General features: G+C 74.8%; 13 protein-coding genes. 6 read left to right on the top strand and 7 right to left on the bottom strand.

The window, feature by feature from the left end:
* Positions 1–14: 14 nt before the first annotated feature.
* Positions 15–830, bottom strand: coding sequence for a putative protein N(5)-glutamine methyltransferase (locus QMF98_RS00195; RefSeq protein ID WP_337974101.1), 816 nt, complete (start codon positions 828–830; stop codon positions 15–17).
* A 125-nt stretch (positions 831–955) separates the two neighbouring features.
* Here QMF98_RS00195 and QMF98_RS00190 point away from each other — a divergent pair, with 125 nt between their 5' ends.
* Entirely contained in the window at positions 956–2,722 is a 1,767-nt protein-coding gene (locus QMF98_RS00190) for a cation:proton antiporter (RefSeq protein ID WP_337974100.1), read from the top strand.
* On the opposite strand, the gene QMF98_RS00185 is transcribed toward QMF98_RS00190, so the two are convergent.
* The 3 genes from QMF98_RS00185 to QMF98_RS00175 form a co-directional block, all read right to left on the bottom strand.
* Entirely contained in the window at positions 2,635–3,900 is a 1,266-nt protein-coding gene (locus tag QMF98_RS00185) for a hypothetical protein (protein ID WP_337974099.1), read from the bottom strand. The genes QMF98_RS00190 and QMF98_RS00185 overlap by 88 nt on opposite strands.
* Before the next feature lie 228 nt (positions 3,901–4,128).
* Positions 4,129–5,265 (bottom strand): 6-phosphofructokinase, encoded by a 1,137-nt coding sequence (locus QMF98_RS00180; RefSeq protein WP_337974098.1) that lies wholly within the window; start codon positions 5,263–5,265, stop codon positions 4,129–4,131.
* Positions 5,266–5,371: 106 nt separating this feature from the next.
* Positions 5,372–6,787 (bottom strand): MFS transporter, encoded by a 1,416-nt coding sequence (locus QMF98_RS00175; protein ID WP_337974097.1) that lies wholly within the window; start codon positions 6,785–6,787, stop codon positions 5,372–5,374.
* Between the two features lie 88 nt (positions 6,788–6,875).
* On the opposite strand from QMF98_RS00175, the gene QMF98_RS00170 reads away from it, so the two are divergent.
* From QMF98_RS00170 to QMF98_RS00155, 4 genes are all read left to right on the top strand, one after another.
* Complete coding sequence (locus QMF98_RS00170) at positions 6,876–7,325, top strand: MarR family winged helix-turn-helix transcriptional regulator (protein ID WP_337974096.1); 450 nt, start codon at positions 6,876–6,878, stop codon at positions 7,323–7,325.
* Between the two features lie 62 nt (positions 7,326–7,387).
* Positions 7,388–8,011 (top strand): YbhB/YbcL family Raf kinase inhibitor-like protein, encoded by a 624-nt coding sequence (locus QMF98_RS00165; protein ID WP_337974095.1) that lies wholly within the window; start codon positions 7,388–7,390, stop codon positions 8,009–8,011.
* A 131-nt stretch (positions 8,012–8,142) separates the two neighbouring features.
* On the top strand, positions 8,143–8,679 hold the full coding sequence (locus QMF98_RS00160) for a GNAT family N-acetyltransferase (RefSeq protein ID WP_337974094.1): 537 nt from the start codon (positions 8,143–8,145) through the stop codon (positions 8,677–8,679).
* Positions 8,680–8,752: 73 nt separating this feature from the next.
* Positions 8,753–9,574, top strand: a complete 822-nt coding sequence (locus QMF98_RS00155; RefSeq protein ID WP_337974093.1) for a hypothetical protein — start codon at positions 8,753–8,755, stop codon at positions 9,572–9,574.
* A 63-nt stretch (positions 9,575–9,637) separates the two neighbouring features.
* On the opposite strand, the gene QMF98_RS00150 is transcribed toward QMF98_RS00155, so the two are convergent.
* The 3 genes from QMF98_RS00150 to QMF98_RS00140 all read right to left on the bottom strand — a co-directional run bounded on the left by QMF98_RS00150 (position 9,638) and on the right by QMF98_RS00140 (position 14,141).
* Positions 9,638–10,687, bottom strand: a complete 1,050-nt coding sequence (locus QMF98_RS00150) for a zinc-dependent alcohol dehydrogenase (RefSeq protein WP_337974092.1) — start codon at positions 10,685–10,687, stop codon at positions 9,638–9,640.
* A gap of 172 nt (positions 10,688–10,859) precedes the next feature.
* On the bottom strand, positions 10,860–12,857 hold the full coding sequence (locus tag QMF98_RS00145) for a penicillin-binding transpeptidase domain-containing protein (protein ID WP_337974091.1): 1,998 nt from the start codon (positions 12,855–12,857) through the stop codon (positions 10,860–10,862).
* A gap of 216 nt (positions 12,858–13,073) precedes the next feature.
* Positions 13,074–14,141 carry a cytochrome c oxidase assembly protein gene (locus tag QMF98_RS00140; RefSeq protein WP_337974090.1) on the bottom strand — a complete coding sequence of 356 codons (1,068 nt, stop codon included), beginning with the start codon at positions 14,139–14,141 and terminating at the stop codon, positions 13,074–13,076.
* Between the two features lie 333 nt (positions 14,142–14,474).
* On the opposite strand from QMF98_RS00140, the gene QMF98_RS00135 reads away from it, so the two are divergent.
* Positions 14,475–14,831, top strand: coding sequence for a YciI family protein (locus tag QMF98_RS00135; RefSeq protein ID WP_263731877.1), 357 nt, complete (start codon positions 14,475–14,477; stop codon positions 14,829–14,831).
* Positions 14,832–14,892 lie beyond the last annotated feature (61 nt).

Below are 14,892 nucleotides of genomic sequence, written 5' to 3'. Positions count from 1 at the left end.
TACCGATCCCGGCGCTACCGGTGCCCGCGTCGGCGATCCGGACGTCCCGCCACGGCGGTGCCGTCCAGGCGTTCGCTGCGCACCACCCGGGCCGTCAGCCCGGCGGCGCGGAACGCGGCGGCGGTGACCGGAGCCTGGCGGCGGCTGGTCTCCACGACGAGCACCCCGTCCGGCGCGAGCCACCGCGGCGCGGCGGCGACCACCCGCCGCTGCACGTCCACGCCGTCCGGTCCACCGTCCAGCGCCCGCAGCGGCTCGTGGTCCCGCGCCTCGGTCGGCATGAAGGCGACCTCGTCGGTCGGCACGTACGGGGCGTTGGCCACCAGCACGTCGACGCGGCCCCGCAGGCGCTCGGGCAGCGGCTCGTCGAGGTCGCCCAGCCAGGCGGTGCCGCCCACCGGCGCCAGGTTGCGGCGGGCGAAGGCGACGGCGGCGGGGTCGACGTCGGCGGCGTGCAGCTCGACGCCCGGGACCCGGTGGCCGACGGCGGCGGCGACCGCCGCGGCACCGCAGCACAGCTCGACGACGACAGGCCGGTGGCCCTCGTCGTGCGACCGCACTGCGGCCACCGCCTGCCGCACCAGCAGCTCCGAGCGCCGGCGCGGCACGAAGACGCCGGGGCCGACGGCCACCCGCAGCCCGTCGAACAGCACCCAGCCCAGCACGTGCTCCAGCGGCTCGCCGGCCACCCGGCGGTCCACCCAGGCGTCCAGCCGGTCCGGTGGCGCCTCCGCCAGCAGCAGCCGGGCCTCCTCCTCCGCGAACACGCAGCCCGCGGCACGCAGCCGCCGCACGACGTCGTCCTCGGCCGTCCGTCCCGCGCTGCTCATCCCGCCGTGTATAGCAGCCGCACCCCGGCCGGATCGCCGCGCGCAGGGCAGACTCGGAACGCGTCGGCGCATCCCCGCGGCCCGGGGCTCGCGTCCCGCACTCGCCCGACGAGGAGGCTCGCCGCATGGAACCGGTCGGCTGGGTGGTGCTGGGCGTCCTCGTGGTGGTCGCCGTGACGGAGCTCGCGCCGCGGGTGCACGTGTCCGCCCCGCTGCTGCTGGTGCTGGTCGGCGTGGCCGTCAGCTTCCTGCCGGCCGTGCCGGCCATCACGGTCGACCCCCGGTGGGTGCTCGGCATCGTGCTGCCGCCGCTGCTGTACTCCGCGGCGGTCGCGATGCCGACGATGGACTTCCGCCGCGACCTGACCACCATCTCGGAGCTGTCCGTCGGCCTGGTGCTGCTGTCCACCGCGGTGGTCGGCGTCGCGCTGACCCACCTGGTGCCCGGCATCGGGCTGGCGACCGGCCTTGCCGTCGGCGCGGTGATCAGCCCCACCGACGCGGTGGCGACCACGATCGTCCGGCGCGCCCGCGTGTCCCCCCGCCTGGTCACGGTGCTCGAGGGCGAGAGCATGCTCAACGACGCCACGGCGCTGGTGCTGCTGCGCTCGGCGATCGCCGCGACGGCCGCCACCGTCACCCTGTGGAGCGTGACCGGCCGGTTCCTGTGGGCCGTGGTCAGCGCCGTCGGCATCGGGTGGCTGGTGGGCCGCGTGAACCTGTCGGTCCGGGCACGGATCAACCACCCGACCGTCAACGTGGCGATCTCGCTGGTGGTGCCCTTCGTGGCGTACCTGCCGACCGAGCACCTGGGCGGGTCCGGCCTGGTGGCGGCCGTCACCGCCGGGCTGGTCACCGGCCACGACGCCCCGAAGCGGCTGCGCGCGCAGGACCGGCTGAACGAGCAGGCGGTGTGGCGCACGCTCGAGCTGCTGATCGAGAGCGCCGTGTTCCTGGTGATGGGCCTGCAGCTGTTCGGCCTGGTGCGGGACGTGCGGGGCGAGCACGGGTCGCTGGTGCGGGCGCTGGTGGTCGGTGTGCTGGCGGGGACGCTGGTGCTCGTCGTGCGCTCGCTGTTCGTCGTCCCCTCGCTGTGGCTGCAGCGCCGCCGGGTGCGGCGCGGCGCGCAGGTGCGCGACCGGCTCTCGGAGGCCGAGGGCGCGCTCGCCGCCCGGCGCGCCGCCGAGCGCACCCAGCCGCGACCGCCCGGGATGGACACCGAGCAGCTGGCCCAGGTGCGCGCCGCGCGGCGCAGCCGGCTGACCCGCGTACGGCGGCTGATCTCCGACATCGACTACCTGGCGGCGGAGTCGTTCGGGTGGCGCGAGGGGGTGCTGCTCGTGTGGGCCGGCATGCGGGGGGCCGTGACCGTCGCGGCGGTGCAGTCGCTCCCGGCGTCCACGCCGTCGCGGTCGACGCTGGTGCTGATCGGCTTCGTCGTCGCCGGCGGCACCCTGCTGCTGCAGGGCGGGACGCTGCCGTGGCTGGTGCGGGTGCTGGGCCTGAGCCGCGATCCGCACGCGGAGCTGGCCTCCGAGCGGATGGCCCTGCACGTCGAGCTGGTCGCGGCGGTCCGGGCGCGGCTGGACAAGCCCGACCTGCGGCGCCCGGACGGCAGCCCCTACCCGGACGACATGCTGGACCGCGCCCGGCAGCGCGAGGAGGCGACCGTGGCGGACCCGGACCTGCCGGAGGACGAGGCGCTGGAGGCCTCCGAGCAGACGCGGGCGCAGTACCGCGACCTGCGGCTGGAGATCCTGCAGGCTCGTCGGGCACGCCTGCTGCGGCTGCGCGACGAGGGCGCCTACTCCTCCCAGTCCCTGGACCAGGCGCTGCGGGTGCTCGACGCCGAGCAGATCGGGGTGGAGATGCGGGGGGCTTCGGCGGGCTGAGGCCGACGACGGACGACGGCGATCAGCCGCCGGGTCTGCACCGCTGCGACCAGCCGACGAACCACCGCCACCGGATCCGGTCCGAGCGCCACTGCCAGCACCGCCACCGTGACCACCGCCCGCAGCACGCCGAGCTGCGGGTCCGTCGGCGTCAGCGGTCCCAGGTGCCGCACCACGTACGTGCCGGCCACCACGACCGTGCTCAGCCAGGGCCAGCGGGTCCGCCGCACGCCGAGGTCCACCAGCACCGTGGCCAGCACCAGACCGGCGCCGTAGTACGGGTACGTCGCCGGGTCCAGCAGCATCCGGACGCTGAGCACCACGGCCGGCACCGCCAGCCACCGGCCGCGGCGCACGGCGACCACGGCCAGCGCCACGCCGAGCAGCACCTGCACGGGTCGGTCCCACATCGGCGTCCCGGACGCGGTGATGCCGAGCGCGCGCAGCGACGACGACGCGTCGTTGGGGATGGCGAACCGACCGGCGTGCACCGTCCCGGGGTCGGCCAGCAGGAACGGCAGCCACGCGACGGCCAGGCCGCCGGCCCACGTGCCGAGCGCGCGGGCCCACCGTTCCCGCGGCAGCGCGAGCAGCAGCGGGACGAAGGCGACGGCCCAGGGCTTGGCGTCCGCCGACGCCGCCAGCAGCAGGGCCGCCACCACCGGTCGCTGACGCGTGACGGCCAGCATCGCCGCGACCAGCAGCACCAGCGCGAGCGCGTCGTCGAGGTGCACGTAGTGCACGCCGAGCTCGGCCCACACCGGCAGCAGCACCACCCCCGCGAGCGCGCGCTGCCGGTTGCTGACCGGCGCGTCCACCAGGCGGGGCAGCACCAGCAGCAGCGCGGGCCCGGTCGCGGCGATCAGCAGCGCGACCACCGCACCGGTCAGCACCTCCGGCACGGCCCGGAACGGCGAGACCACCAGGAAGGTCACCGGACCCATCTGCAGCTCGGGGTGCGCCGCGTACAGGTGCAGGCCGCCGTCCCGCGCGGACGACCGCAGCAGGCTCGCTCCCGTCATCACGTAGTGCCACGAGACGAGGGCGGCACCCGCGTGCACCGCCGACCACAGGGCCATCCAGGCCCAGAGGAACCACGGTCGCTCGATCCACGTGCCGGCGGCGGGGGCGCGCCGCTGCACGGCACGGATCGGTACGAACGTCTCGACGATGGTCACGGTGGCGGGGCCTCACGTGCTCGGGAGCACCTCAGGACCGAGGCGCGGGGCACGCCGTCTCACCCCGGGGCCGGAACCTGCACCGGCCCCCACCGGAGGCCCCTGGAGACAGCGCCACCGACCACCGTAGGGCAGCAGATGTGCAGGTCCTGCGGATGTTGCCGGGACAACTCCGCCGGGTCCGAGGGGAGTGCCGTGACCGGCGTCAGTCCCCAGTCAGTCCCCCAGTCAGTCCCCCAGCCCCGTCCCCACCTGCCGCGCCGCGGCGATCCACGCGTGGTCCGTCGGCACCAGCTTGACCTTGCCGGCCACCTCGGAGAGCGGCACCGCCTCGGTCCCCTCGCCGCGTGCGGCCACCATCACGCCGAACTCCCCGTTGGCGACCAGGTCGGCTGCGGCCGCCCCCAGCCGGGTGGCCAGCAGGCGGTCCGCGGCGCACGGCGTGCCGCCACGCTGCACGTAGCCGAGGATCGTCACGCGCGACTCCAGGCCGGTGGCGGCCTCCAGCTCGCGGGCCAGCCGGAAGGTGTGCTCGCGCTGCGCGTCCTCGACGTGGGCCAGATGGGCCTGGGCGGCGCGCTGCGCCTCGCCGGTCTTGGCGGACCGCGCCAGCAGCAGCGCCGCCTGGTAGTCGGCGGTGTCGTCGACGTCCCGAGCACCCTCCGCGACGGCCACCACCGAGAAGTTGGAGCCGCGTGCCGTCCTCGTCTTGATCGTCTGCGCGATCGCGTCGACCGTGTACGGGATCTCGGGGATGAGGATCACGTCGGCGCCGCCCGCCAGTCCGGCACCGAGGGTCAGCCAGCCGGCCCGGTGCCCCATGATCTCCGTGAGGATGATCCGGTGGTGGCTGTGGGCCGTGCTGTGCACCCGGTCCAGGGCGTCCGTGGCGATCTCCATCGCGGTGGCGAACCCGAACGAGGTGTCGGTGCAGGCGATGTCGTTGTCGATGGTCTTCGGCAGGTGCAGCACGTTGAGCCCCGCGTCGACCAGGCGCATCGCGTTCTTCGCCGTGCCTCCGCCGCCCAGCATGATCAGGGCGTCGAGGCCCAGCGCCGCGTAGTTCTCCACGACGGTCGGCACCATGTCCCGCGTCTCGCCGTCCACCACCATGCGGTGCACCTTGTCGCGGCTGGTGCCCAGGATGGTGCCGCCGACGGTGAGGATGCCGGACAGCGCATGGGCGTCCAGGTCCACCCAGTGGTTCTCCACCAGGCCGGTGATGCCGTCGCGGAACCCGATCAGCTCCATGCCGTAGTGGCCGATGGCGGTCTTGCCGAACCCGCGGATCGCCGCGTTGAGGCCGGGGCTGTCGCCACCGGCGGTGAGGATGCCGACCCGCTTGGGCTTGCTGCTGCGTGCCATCGTCGTCGTCCCTCGTCCGCACCCGCTCGCGGCGGGCCGCCCACCGGGTCCGTGCGGGCCCGGTACGGCAAGTCTGTCGGGGTCGACGGACCGGGACAACCGCCGGTCAGGCGGTGGGCCGGCGCACCGCGACCCGGCCGGGGATCGCCCGGTCCAGGCCGGTGAGCAGGAGCGATGCGGTGCCGATGCCCACCACCGCCCAGCCGAGCAGGTGGAACCCGTGGTCGGACACCCGGGGACCGAAGGTCAGCCCGATCAGGCTGGAGCTGAAGATGGCGCCGACGTAGGCGAACGTGCGGGACAGGCCCGACGCGGTGGCGATGTCGGCGTCGGCCGTCTGGACGTACAGCGCCGTCTGGTTCGACACGTTGCTGAAGCCGCTGGACAGGCCGAACAGCACCGACATGGCAACCAGCAGGACGATCGGCGAGCGCCCGTGCACCACCTGCATCACCGTCCCGCCGGCGATCAGCACCACGGCGCCGACCACCAGCGGGGCGCGCACCCAGCCGCGGGTGGATACCAACCGTGCGGCGCCGATGCTGGCGAGCGAGAGCGGCAGCATGATCAGCCCCACCTGCGCCGGGGAGTACCCGCCGGCGGCCTCGAGCCACTGGCTGGCGCCGTACAGCGCCGTGTACATGCCGAGCCCGGCGAGCAGCGCCCGGCCGTAGGTCCGCTGCAGCGGCCGGTCGCGGCCGAGCAGCACCACGTCGAGCAGCGGGGTGGCGGTGCGGCGCTCGCGGACGACGAGCAGCACGCCGAGCACGACGGCCACGGCGAGCAGCCACCACCGCGGCCGGGCGAGGTCGCCGAGGAAGACGAGCAGCGCCACCACCGTGCCGGCGAACAGCGCGATGCCGGGCAGGTCCAGCGCCGCCACGGTCGCCGCCGTACCGCGTCGCGGCAGCTGCTCGTCCCGCTCGACCGCCACCGCCGCGAACGCGATCACCAGCGCCGCGAGCGGCACGTTGACCCAGAACAGCGCCCGCCACCCGAACGAGCCGGCCAGCACACCGCCGAGCGGCAGGCCGATCACCACGGTGATCTGCGCCGCGATCGAGAAGCTGCCGAGCACCCGGCTGGGCACCCCGGCACCCGTCGTCCTCGCGCGGCGGCGGACCAGCGCCATCGCCGTCGGGTAGCACGCCGACGTGCCGACGCCGATCAGCGCGCGCGAGAGGAGCAGCACGCCCAGGTTCGGGGCCAGGCCGCCGACGACCCCGCCGATCAGCAGCACCGCGACCCCGGCCTGGAACACCCGCCGGGGGCCGAACAGGGTGGACAGCTTGCCCATGGTCGGCTGCATCACGGCGCTGCACAGGTAGAGCACCGAGACCAGCGACGCCGTCGCGGCCGGGCCGGTGCGGAAGTCGGCGGCGATCGAGACGAGGCCGACGGCGATCATCGAGCTGTTGATCGGGTTCAGGGTCGAGCCGAGCAGCAGCGGCAGGCTGAACCGCCAGCCGAACGGGTTCGGCGGCCGCTCCACCACGGTGGGGGGCTCGTCCGTCCTGGTCATCGCACCTCCGAGGAGCTCCGCGGGTGGCACTGCCGCGAGCGCCGGTGTTTCGTAGTACTCAGCATCTGTTTCGGTATACTAAGCGACTGTGCAACACCGAGCGACTGAGCCGTCCACCCCGGCGATCCCCGAGCTCAGCGGGCGCGTGCGCGCCGCGGTCGCCCACCTCTACAGCCGGTTCCGCTCCGAACGCGCGCACGGCGAGATCGGCGACGCGGCGGTGTTCGCGCTGACGCAGCTGCTCAAGGCCGGTCCGCTCTCCCTGTCCGAGCTCAGCGGCCGGGCGCACGTCACGCCCGGTTCCATGAGCCAGACGGTGAACCGCCTCACGGCGGGCGGCCTCGCGGTCCGGGGGCGCGACCCGCACGACGGCCGGCGCGTCCTGTTCTCCCTGACCGCCGATGGCGATCGGCTCGCCAGCGAGGTCCGCGCCCAGCGGGTCGGCTGGCTGAACGCCCGCCTCGCCGAGCTGACCGACGACGAGCGCGCGGTGCTCGCCCGCGCCGCCGAGGTGCTGGAACGCATCGCCGACTCCTGAGGGCTCCACCCGACAGCCGCCCACAGCCTGCCCACCAGCCCCGCCCCCCACCGGAGGACCCTGTGCCCCATCGCGACGTCTGGCTCTGGCCTCTCGGCGTCGCCCTGCGCGGCCGCCGCCCCGGACCCACCCGCAGCCTGCGCCACGCCCCGGAGCTCGCCAGCCCGACGACGATCGAGCTGACCAGCCCGGCGTTCCCGCACGGCGGGGTGATCGACCGCCGACACTCCGGCCTCGGACGTGGAGCCAACCTCTCGCCGGAGCTGCGCTGGGCGCCGGTCCCGGCGGGCACCGCGGAGCTGCTGCTGGTGATGGAGGACGTCGACGTCCCCTTCGCCGAGCCGGGGATCCACCTCGCCGCCCTGCTCCCTGCCGATCTGACCGGAGTGGCCGAGGGCGAGCTGGTGCCGGACCGGCCGGGCATCCGCTGGCTGCCGGACCGGCGGGGCCGCACCGGCTACCACGGTCCGCGGCCGCTGCCCGGTCACGGCGACCACCGGTACGGCTTCCACCTGTTCGCCCTGGGCACGGCCGTGCCCGACGAGCTGCTGACGGCCGCCACCGTCCGGGCGCAGGGCCAGCGTGCGGCGGGTGACTCGCACGCCACCGCCGTCCGGCACCTGGTGCCGCACCTGGACGGGCACGTGCTGGCGCGCGGGTTCCTCGAGGGCCGGCAGCGCGGCTGAGCGCGAGCCGGACCCGTCTCGCCGGGTCGGACGACGCCCGGACCGGCCCGCTCGCCCGGACCAGACCGGCCCGTTCGGTCAGCCGTCTGCCCGGTTGCGGATGGACCACGGGTGCCCTGCAGGATGGTCGGATGGATCTCGCCCAGCACGACGACCGGACCGCCGCCGAGCCGACCGCGCAGCCGACTTCCGTGACCGTCTCGATGGACGACCCGCTGCGCCCCGACGTCGTCGCCCTCCTGCAGGACCATCTGGACGACATGCACGCCACCTCGCCGGCCGAGTCGGTGCACGCCCTCGACCCGTCGGCGCTGACGGCGCCGGCGCTGACGTTCTGGACCGCCCGCACGTCGGACGGGACGCTGCTCGGCACCGTCGCACTCAAGGAGCTGCACCCGCACGGCGGCGAGCTGAAGTCGATGCGGACCGCCCCGGCGGCCCGCGGTCGCGGCATCGGCACCGTCCTGCTCGACACCGCCCTGGCGGAGGCGACCGCCCGCGGCTACCGAACCGTGCACCTCGAGACGGGCACGCACGACTTCTTCGCACCGGCCCATCGCCTGTACACGCGAGCCGGGTTCGTCCCGTGCGGACCGTTCGGCGACTACCGGCCCGATCCGCACAGCGCGTACTTCCGTCTGGACCTGGCGCCCGCCACTGCCGGATGAAATCAGGCCCCGCGACGGGGCCTGCACAGCCGAACGCGTCCCCTTGCGGCAGTCACCGTCCTACCGTGACGCCGTGACGTGGCCGTACGAGCCCCAGCCCCCTGACCAGCAGCCCTACGGCCAGCCGGCCCCGCCGCCGTTCACGCCACCCAGCCCCCAGCCGTTCACGCCGCCGAGCTCGCAGCCGTACGCGCCGCCGAGCGCCCAGCCCTACGGCCAGCCGGCGCAGCAGCCGTACGGCTCGCCGTACCAGCCGCCGGCCCAGCAGCCCTACCAGCCGCCGGCGCAGCCCGGCTACCCGCCCTACGGTTCGCCGTACCAGCAGCCGTACCCGCAGGGCTACGCGCAGCCCTACCGGCCGTACCTCTCCCCGCCTCCCCGCCGGTCCTCGCGCGCGCTGCCGTGGCTCGTCGGGCTCGGCGTGCTCGTCTTCATCGTCGTCATGGGCGCCATCGCGCTGCCCGTCGTCCGGCAGCAGCACGCCGCCTGCGGCTCGGAGCGTGCGCCGTTCGGCGCCTCCGCCGCCGCCACGGCGTACGTCCGCGCGGTCAACGCGTCCTACCCTGACTGGTCCGCGATGAGCAACACGATCAGGTCCCAGGACTTCAAGGTGCGGCCCGACCAGATGGTGCTGCAGCTGCAGGGTGACGAGAAGTTCCTCGCGGCCCTCAAGACGATCCCGTTCTCCGCGTCCCAGCGGCCGGCCGCGGACGGGCTGATCACGGCGATCGAGCAGTACGACGCCTTCGTCCAGACGGCCTCGCAGAACCCCGGATACCTGTCGGCGAACCAGGCGCAGGACCGGACGCTGAACGACGCGAGGGCGCTCGCCAGCTCACGGTTGCGCAGCGCCTTGCGGCTGCCCCTCTCGAGCTGCAGCTACAACCGCCCGTAGCCGCCGCGGCGCCGGAGCGGGCGGCCGCGCGACGCGACCGCCCGCTCGCAGCTCAGCCGCAGGTCAGGGCACGGTGACCAGCTGCTTGACCAGGCCGGGCTTGCGCGCGACGAAGTCGGCGATCGCCGCCTCGATCGCGTCGAACGGCACGGTGTCGGTGAACATCGGGCTCGGGTCGAGCCGGCCGGCCTCGATCATCGCCAGCAGCATGTCCATGTGGCCCAGGTCGCCCAGACCGGTCCACAGCGACACGTTCTTCATCTGCAGCGCGCCGAGCGCGAGCGGCACGGGCCCCGCCGGGATGCCCACCATGCCGACGTGTGCGCCGAGGCCGGCGACGTCGAACCACGCGCCGATAGTCGCCGGCACCCCGACGGCGTCGACGATGGCCTCGGCACCGCGGCCCGCCGTCAGGTCGGCCACGGCAGTGGCGACGTCCACCGCTGTCGGGTCCACCACGTGGTCGGCGCCCATGGCCCGCGCGAGCTCGAGCCGCTCGGCGATGCTGTCCACCGCGATCACCTGCCGCACGCCGTGCAGCCGCGCGGTGTGCACGGCGGACAGGCCCACCGGCCCTGCACCGAACACCACCAGCGTCTGCCCGGGCGCGCTGACCGCCTGCTTCACCGCGGTCCACCCGGTCGACAGGATGTCCCCGACCGTCAGAGCCTGTGCGTCGGTCACACCGTCGGGCACGCGCGACAGGCAGCTGTCCGCCCACGGCACCCGCACCAGCTCCGCCTGCGCACCACCCAGGCCGCCGAACGCCGGACCCGCACCGAAGATGCCGCCGCGCAGGCACCGCTGGATCTGCCCGGCGCGGCACGCGGCACACGTCCCGCACCACGGCGCCGCCGGCGCGGCCACCCGGTCACCGGGCGCCACGTTCCGGACCGCCGCCCCGACCTCCACCACCTCGCCGACCAGCTCGTGGCCGAGTGGGAACCCCTCGGGCGGGATCGGCCCCATGTGGCCGGCGATCAGGTGCGCGTCACTTCCGCACACCGTGGTCGCCCGGACGCGGACGATCACATCGGTCGAGTCCTGCAGCACCGGGTCGGGCAGCTCGGCCAACGAGTAGCTGTCAACGGCCGAGACGACGACTGCGCGCATCATGCACTCCTGTCGGGACGCCTCTCGCACACCGATGTGCGGGAGCCGTCTCTCACGCTAGCCCTGCCGGAGGCTGCCGTCGGACGCGGTCACGAGGTCGACGACGACCGGCGGGGACGGGCGACGACGGGTGTGGAACGCCTGGTCAGAGGTGGTTCTCGACGCCGAGCGGTCAGCCAGCCGCGAGCAGCAGCTGGTGCACCAGCGGCCCGGCGGTCGTCGCCCCGAGGTCACCCGTCTCGACGAAGGCCGCGACGGCGAGGTCCCCGTGGATCGCGATCATCCAGGCGTGGTTCGCCAGGCCCTGCGGGCCCTGGAACTGCGCGGTGCCGGTCTTGGCGTCCACCTCGGGTGCCGGCACGTCGCGCAGCATCGTCGCCGTCCCGTCGGTGACCACGCCGCGCATCAGGGTGCGCAACGTGGTCGCCTCCTCCGGGGTCAGGGGCTTGGCGGGGGTCGCCGGCTCGGTGGCCGACGAGGACGGGCTGGGCGCCGCTGCGCCCGTGGCGCCCGACGACGACGCCGCGGCCGTAGGGCTCGTCGCACCTGACGCCGACCCGGCCGGGGCCGCGCCCGCCGTCGCAGTCCCCGCCGAGGCCTTGACCAGCACCGGCGTCACCGTGTGGCCGGCCGCGACGGACGCCGCGACCGTCGCCATGCCGAGCGGAGAGGCGAGCACCCGACCCTGCCCGATCATCGACGCCGCGTGGTCCGTCCCGGTCGAGTCCGTCGGCACGGAGGCGAGGAACGCAGGGAACCCGAGCGACGGGGCCGGGTCCAGGCCCAGGGAGCGTGCCGCCGCGAGCAGGGCGTTCGCGTCGACGGTCCCGGCCTGGCCGACGAAGGCGGTGTTGCACGAGTGCGCGAAGGCGGTGCGCAGCGGGATGTCACCGAGGGCCGACGCGGGGTAGTCCGGCACGTTGTTGAAGGTGTACCCGTCGACCACGGCCTTGCCGGGGCACGGCATGGTGCTGTCCGGGGTCAGGCCCGCCCGCAGCAGCCCCAGGGCGCCGGCCACCTTGAACGTCGACCCCGGCGCGTACTGACCGACGGTCGCGGTCGACGTCCCGTCGCCGTTGGGTCCGCTGGCCGCGGCCAGGATCTCGCCGGTCGAGGGCCGGATGACGACGAGCGCGGCATTGCCCTGCACCGGCGCGAGGATCTGCTCCGCCGTCGTCTGCAGCCGCACGTCGAGCGTGGTCCCTAGCGGGACCCCGGCCACGGCGTCGGTGTGGAACAGCTGTCGCTTCACCGCACCGGCCGTGGCCAGCACGGTCAGCCCCGGCCTGCCGCGCAGCTGCTCGTCGTACTGCCGCTCGAGCCCCGAGAGGCCTGCGAGGTCGCCGGCGACGATCGCGCCGTGCGACCCGTCCACGATCTCCTTGGTCGCCTGACCGACCTGCCCGAGGATCGGCCGCGCGAACAGGCGGGTCGGCGCCAGCGGCAGGGAGTCGTTCACGGTGTTGACGCCGGCGAGCTTGCGCAGCGCGCCGATGTCGTACGTCGCGTCGCCCTGCCGCACGGTGATCGCCTCGACGAACGCCTTGGGGCCGACCGCCGCCACCTGCGCCGCGTACGCCGCGGGGTCCATGCCGAGGGCCGTGGCCAGCGCTCGGGCGGCGGCGTCCTGGCCCGAGGCGTCCACGTGGGTCTTGTCGATGCCGACCCGCCACACCGGCCGTGGCGTGATGATCGGGTCGCCGTTGCCCGCGAGCACCGTGCCGCGCTGGGCCGCCACCCGCTGCTCGGTGAGCACCTCGCCGTCGGCCAGGTCGGGCGCGAGCAGGGAGGTGCGCCAGTGCGCCTTCCAGGCCTGCGTCCCGCCGGCCTCGACCAGGTCCAGCTGCGTCGTCACGTCGTACGTCCACGGCTTCGCGGTGCCCAGGTCCCACTCCCAGTGCAGCCCCGCCGTCGCCTTCGTGCTCTCCTTCGGGTCGACGGAGACCGACGCGACCGACACGGTGGGGGTGGCGCCGTCGAGGCCGGCGAACGCGGCGGTCCGTGCCGCGGTCAGCGCGGCGGCGTCCGGCGCGCCCGCCGCGAGCGCGACGTGCGAGAAGCCGCCGGACGTCAACGCGGCGGCGAGCGCGTCGGCCTCCGCCTTCGGGGTCGGGCGGTGCGGCGAGCACCCGGCGAGCCCGACGATGCCGAGCCCGACGACGGCCAGCACGGCCGCCACCGTCGTCCCCGTCCGACGACCCGACCGGACCTCACGAGCCCGTCCAGCCGTGCGACCCGACTCCGCCATCACCATCGCCCCCTCGCGGTCCCCCTGACCCGCGACGAGCCTGCCACGTCACTCACGGGTCACGGCCCGGAACGGGCGACCGAACCCCGCGGACGGCAGCCGCACGGTGCCGGCATGTCGGCGTCATCCCGCACGGTGTCAGGACGGACCCTGAGCACCGCCCTGCCCCTCGCGGGTCGTCCAGCCGTACCGTCTGGCGCGCTCCTCGCCGAAGACGCCGGCATCGGTCTCCCACCAGGGCCGGTCGAGCGGCGGGGCCGTCGCGGCGACCGGAGCGTCGCCCTCGCCGGCCGGGATGGCGGTGGTGGGTGCGCCGGTGGCGGCCGAGGTCGGCTCGGCCGACACCAGGTCGAGGGCGCGGTCGATGCGCTCCGCCTCGCGCGCGTCGGCCCGGATCCAGGCGATCATCGCGATCACCAGGAACGGCAGGTCGCCCGCCTCGCCGAAGAACCACAGCATGCCGCCGGCCAGGTGCTGGTCGTCCAACGGCGCCGGACCCCAGCCGCGGTGCAGCACCGACCAGTACTCGGGGGCCAGCAGGCTGCCGTGCAGCCGGAGCGCGATGCCCGGGATGGCGTCGAGGAGGAACTCGAGGAAGCCCAGGCCGATCAGCGCCGCGTAACCGAGGGAGCTGAGCGTCATCCCCTCGTCCGTCACGGGGAGCGCCAGCACCAGGCCCGCGGCCAGCAGGAGCAGGTGGACGGAGTGGAAGACGGGCGGATGCCGCAGAGCAGCACCCAGCAGCGGCGTGAAGAACACCAGCACCGTGACCACGATCAGCAGCAGCGGACCGACGCCCGGCGCACCGAGCACGCGCAGCAGCAGCGGCCGCCGCGACTCCCGCGCTTCGTCGCCGTCGAGCGGCGCACCGCGCCCGCGCCCGCGGACGGCGGCGACCAGCGCGACCGGGGCACCGACGCCGAGCAGCAGGGGCGCGACGAGCAGCAGCAAGCAGACCTGCAGCGTGAACACCCAGAACAGCAGGTGCGCGTACACGCCCACGAACCAGCAGGTCGAGGCGACCACCAGCACCAGGCCGGCCAGGAAGGCGGCCGAGCGCAGCGGCGACCACTCCGTCCCCGCACGTCGGACGGCCCGGACGCCGACGAGGTACCCAGCGCCGGCCAGCACGACCAGGACGAGCGCCGGCGCGTCGACCTGCCACGAGCCGAGCGCCGACGCGGTGGTCAGCGGGCCGGGGTTCACAGCGCCGCAGCCTGGACGGGGACCCTCGCACCCGGTGGTGCAAGTGCGCCGAGCCGCCCGACGGGTGCGCTGAGCCGACCAACCGGCACGCTGAGCCGACCAACCGGCACGCGGGGCACGGCCGCCGTCTGACCGCGACGTCCCACCGGACCCTCCACGTGCCCCAGGGTGCGGTGCCGTTCACCCACGGTCAACTCGAGCAGGAGCCTCACAGTCCGGCGTTCGTAGACTCGGTTCACGCTCCGGGCGGGACCTCGCTCCGGTGCCGTCGATACGGCGCCATGGCCCATCACCGCCGCAGCTTCCGTGAACTCGTGCGGCCGAGGAGGACCCATGCAGTTCGACACGTTCGTGGTTGCCCGGCTCCTCGCGGGTCCGAACCCACCGCTCCTGACCGAGGAGGGCGAGAACGAGCTGCAGGACGCCCACCTGGCGCACATCGCCGACCTGTGGGCGTCCGGGGACCTGATCGCCGCGGGCCCGGCATCCGGCCCGGACGGGCTGCACGGCGTGAGCATCTTCGTGTGCTCGCTCGACCGGGCACGCGAGCTCGGCGATCGTGACCCCGCTGTCGTCGCCGGCAAGTACGTCCACGAGTACGCGGTCTGGCGCGCACCGCGCAGCATGATCGTCCCGGGATCCGGCATCCCGCCCCGGTCCATCGCCGAGGTGATCGCCCGCGCGGACTGAGCGCGCGTGGGCTGATGCGCCCCACCCGGTTGTGAGCCTGGCGACATCGCGACCGCCGCCG

It is taken from the genome of Cellulomonas sp. NTE-D12 (assembly GCF_027923705.1).
Lineage (GTDB): Bacteria > Actinomycetota > Actinomycetes > Actinomycetales > Cellulomonadaceae > Cellulomonas.
Note: the sequence above shows the minus strand (reverse complement) of the source record. Positions and strands in the feature narration are given on the sequence as shown.

Coding starts and splice junctions, on each gene's coding strand:
- QMF98_RS00175 (WP_337974097.1), bottom strand. CDS start 6,787: ATGACCAGGACGGACGAGCCCCCCACCGTGGTGGAGCGGCCGCCGAAC.
- QMF98_RS00135 (WP_263731877.1), top strand. CDS start 14,475: ATGCAGTTCGACACGTTCGTGGTTGCCCGGCTCCTCGCGGGTCCGAAC.
- QMF98_RS00160 (WP_337974094.1), top strand. CDS start 8,143: ATGGATCTCGCCCAGCACGACGACCGGACCGCCGCCGAGCCGACCGCG.
- QMF98_RS00195 (WP_337974101.1), bottom strand. CDS start 830: ATGAGCAGCGCGGGACGGACGGCCGAGGACGACGTCGTGCGGCGGCTG.
- QMF98_RS00180 (WP_337974098.1), bottom strand. CDS start 5,265: ATGGCACGCAGCAGCAAGCCCAAGCGGGTCGGCATCCTCACCGCCGGT.
- QMF98_RS00190 (WP_337974100.1), top strand. CDS start 956: ATGGAACCGGTCGGCTGGGTGGTGCTGGGCGTCCTCGTGGTGGTCGCC.
- QMF98_RS00150 (WP_337974092.1), bottom strand. CDS start 10,687: ATGCGCGCAGTCGTCGTCTCGGCCGTTGACAGCTACTCGTTGGCCGAG.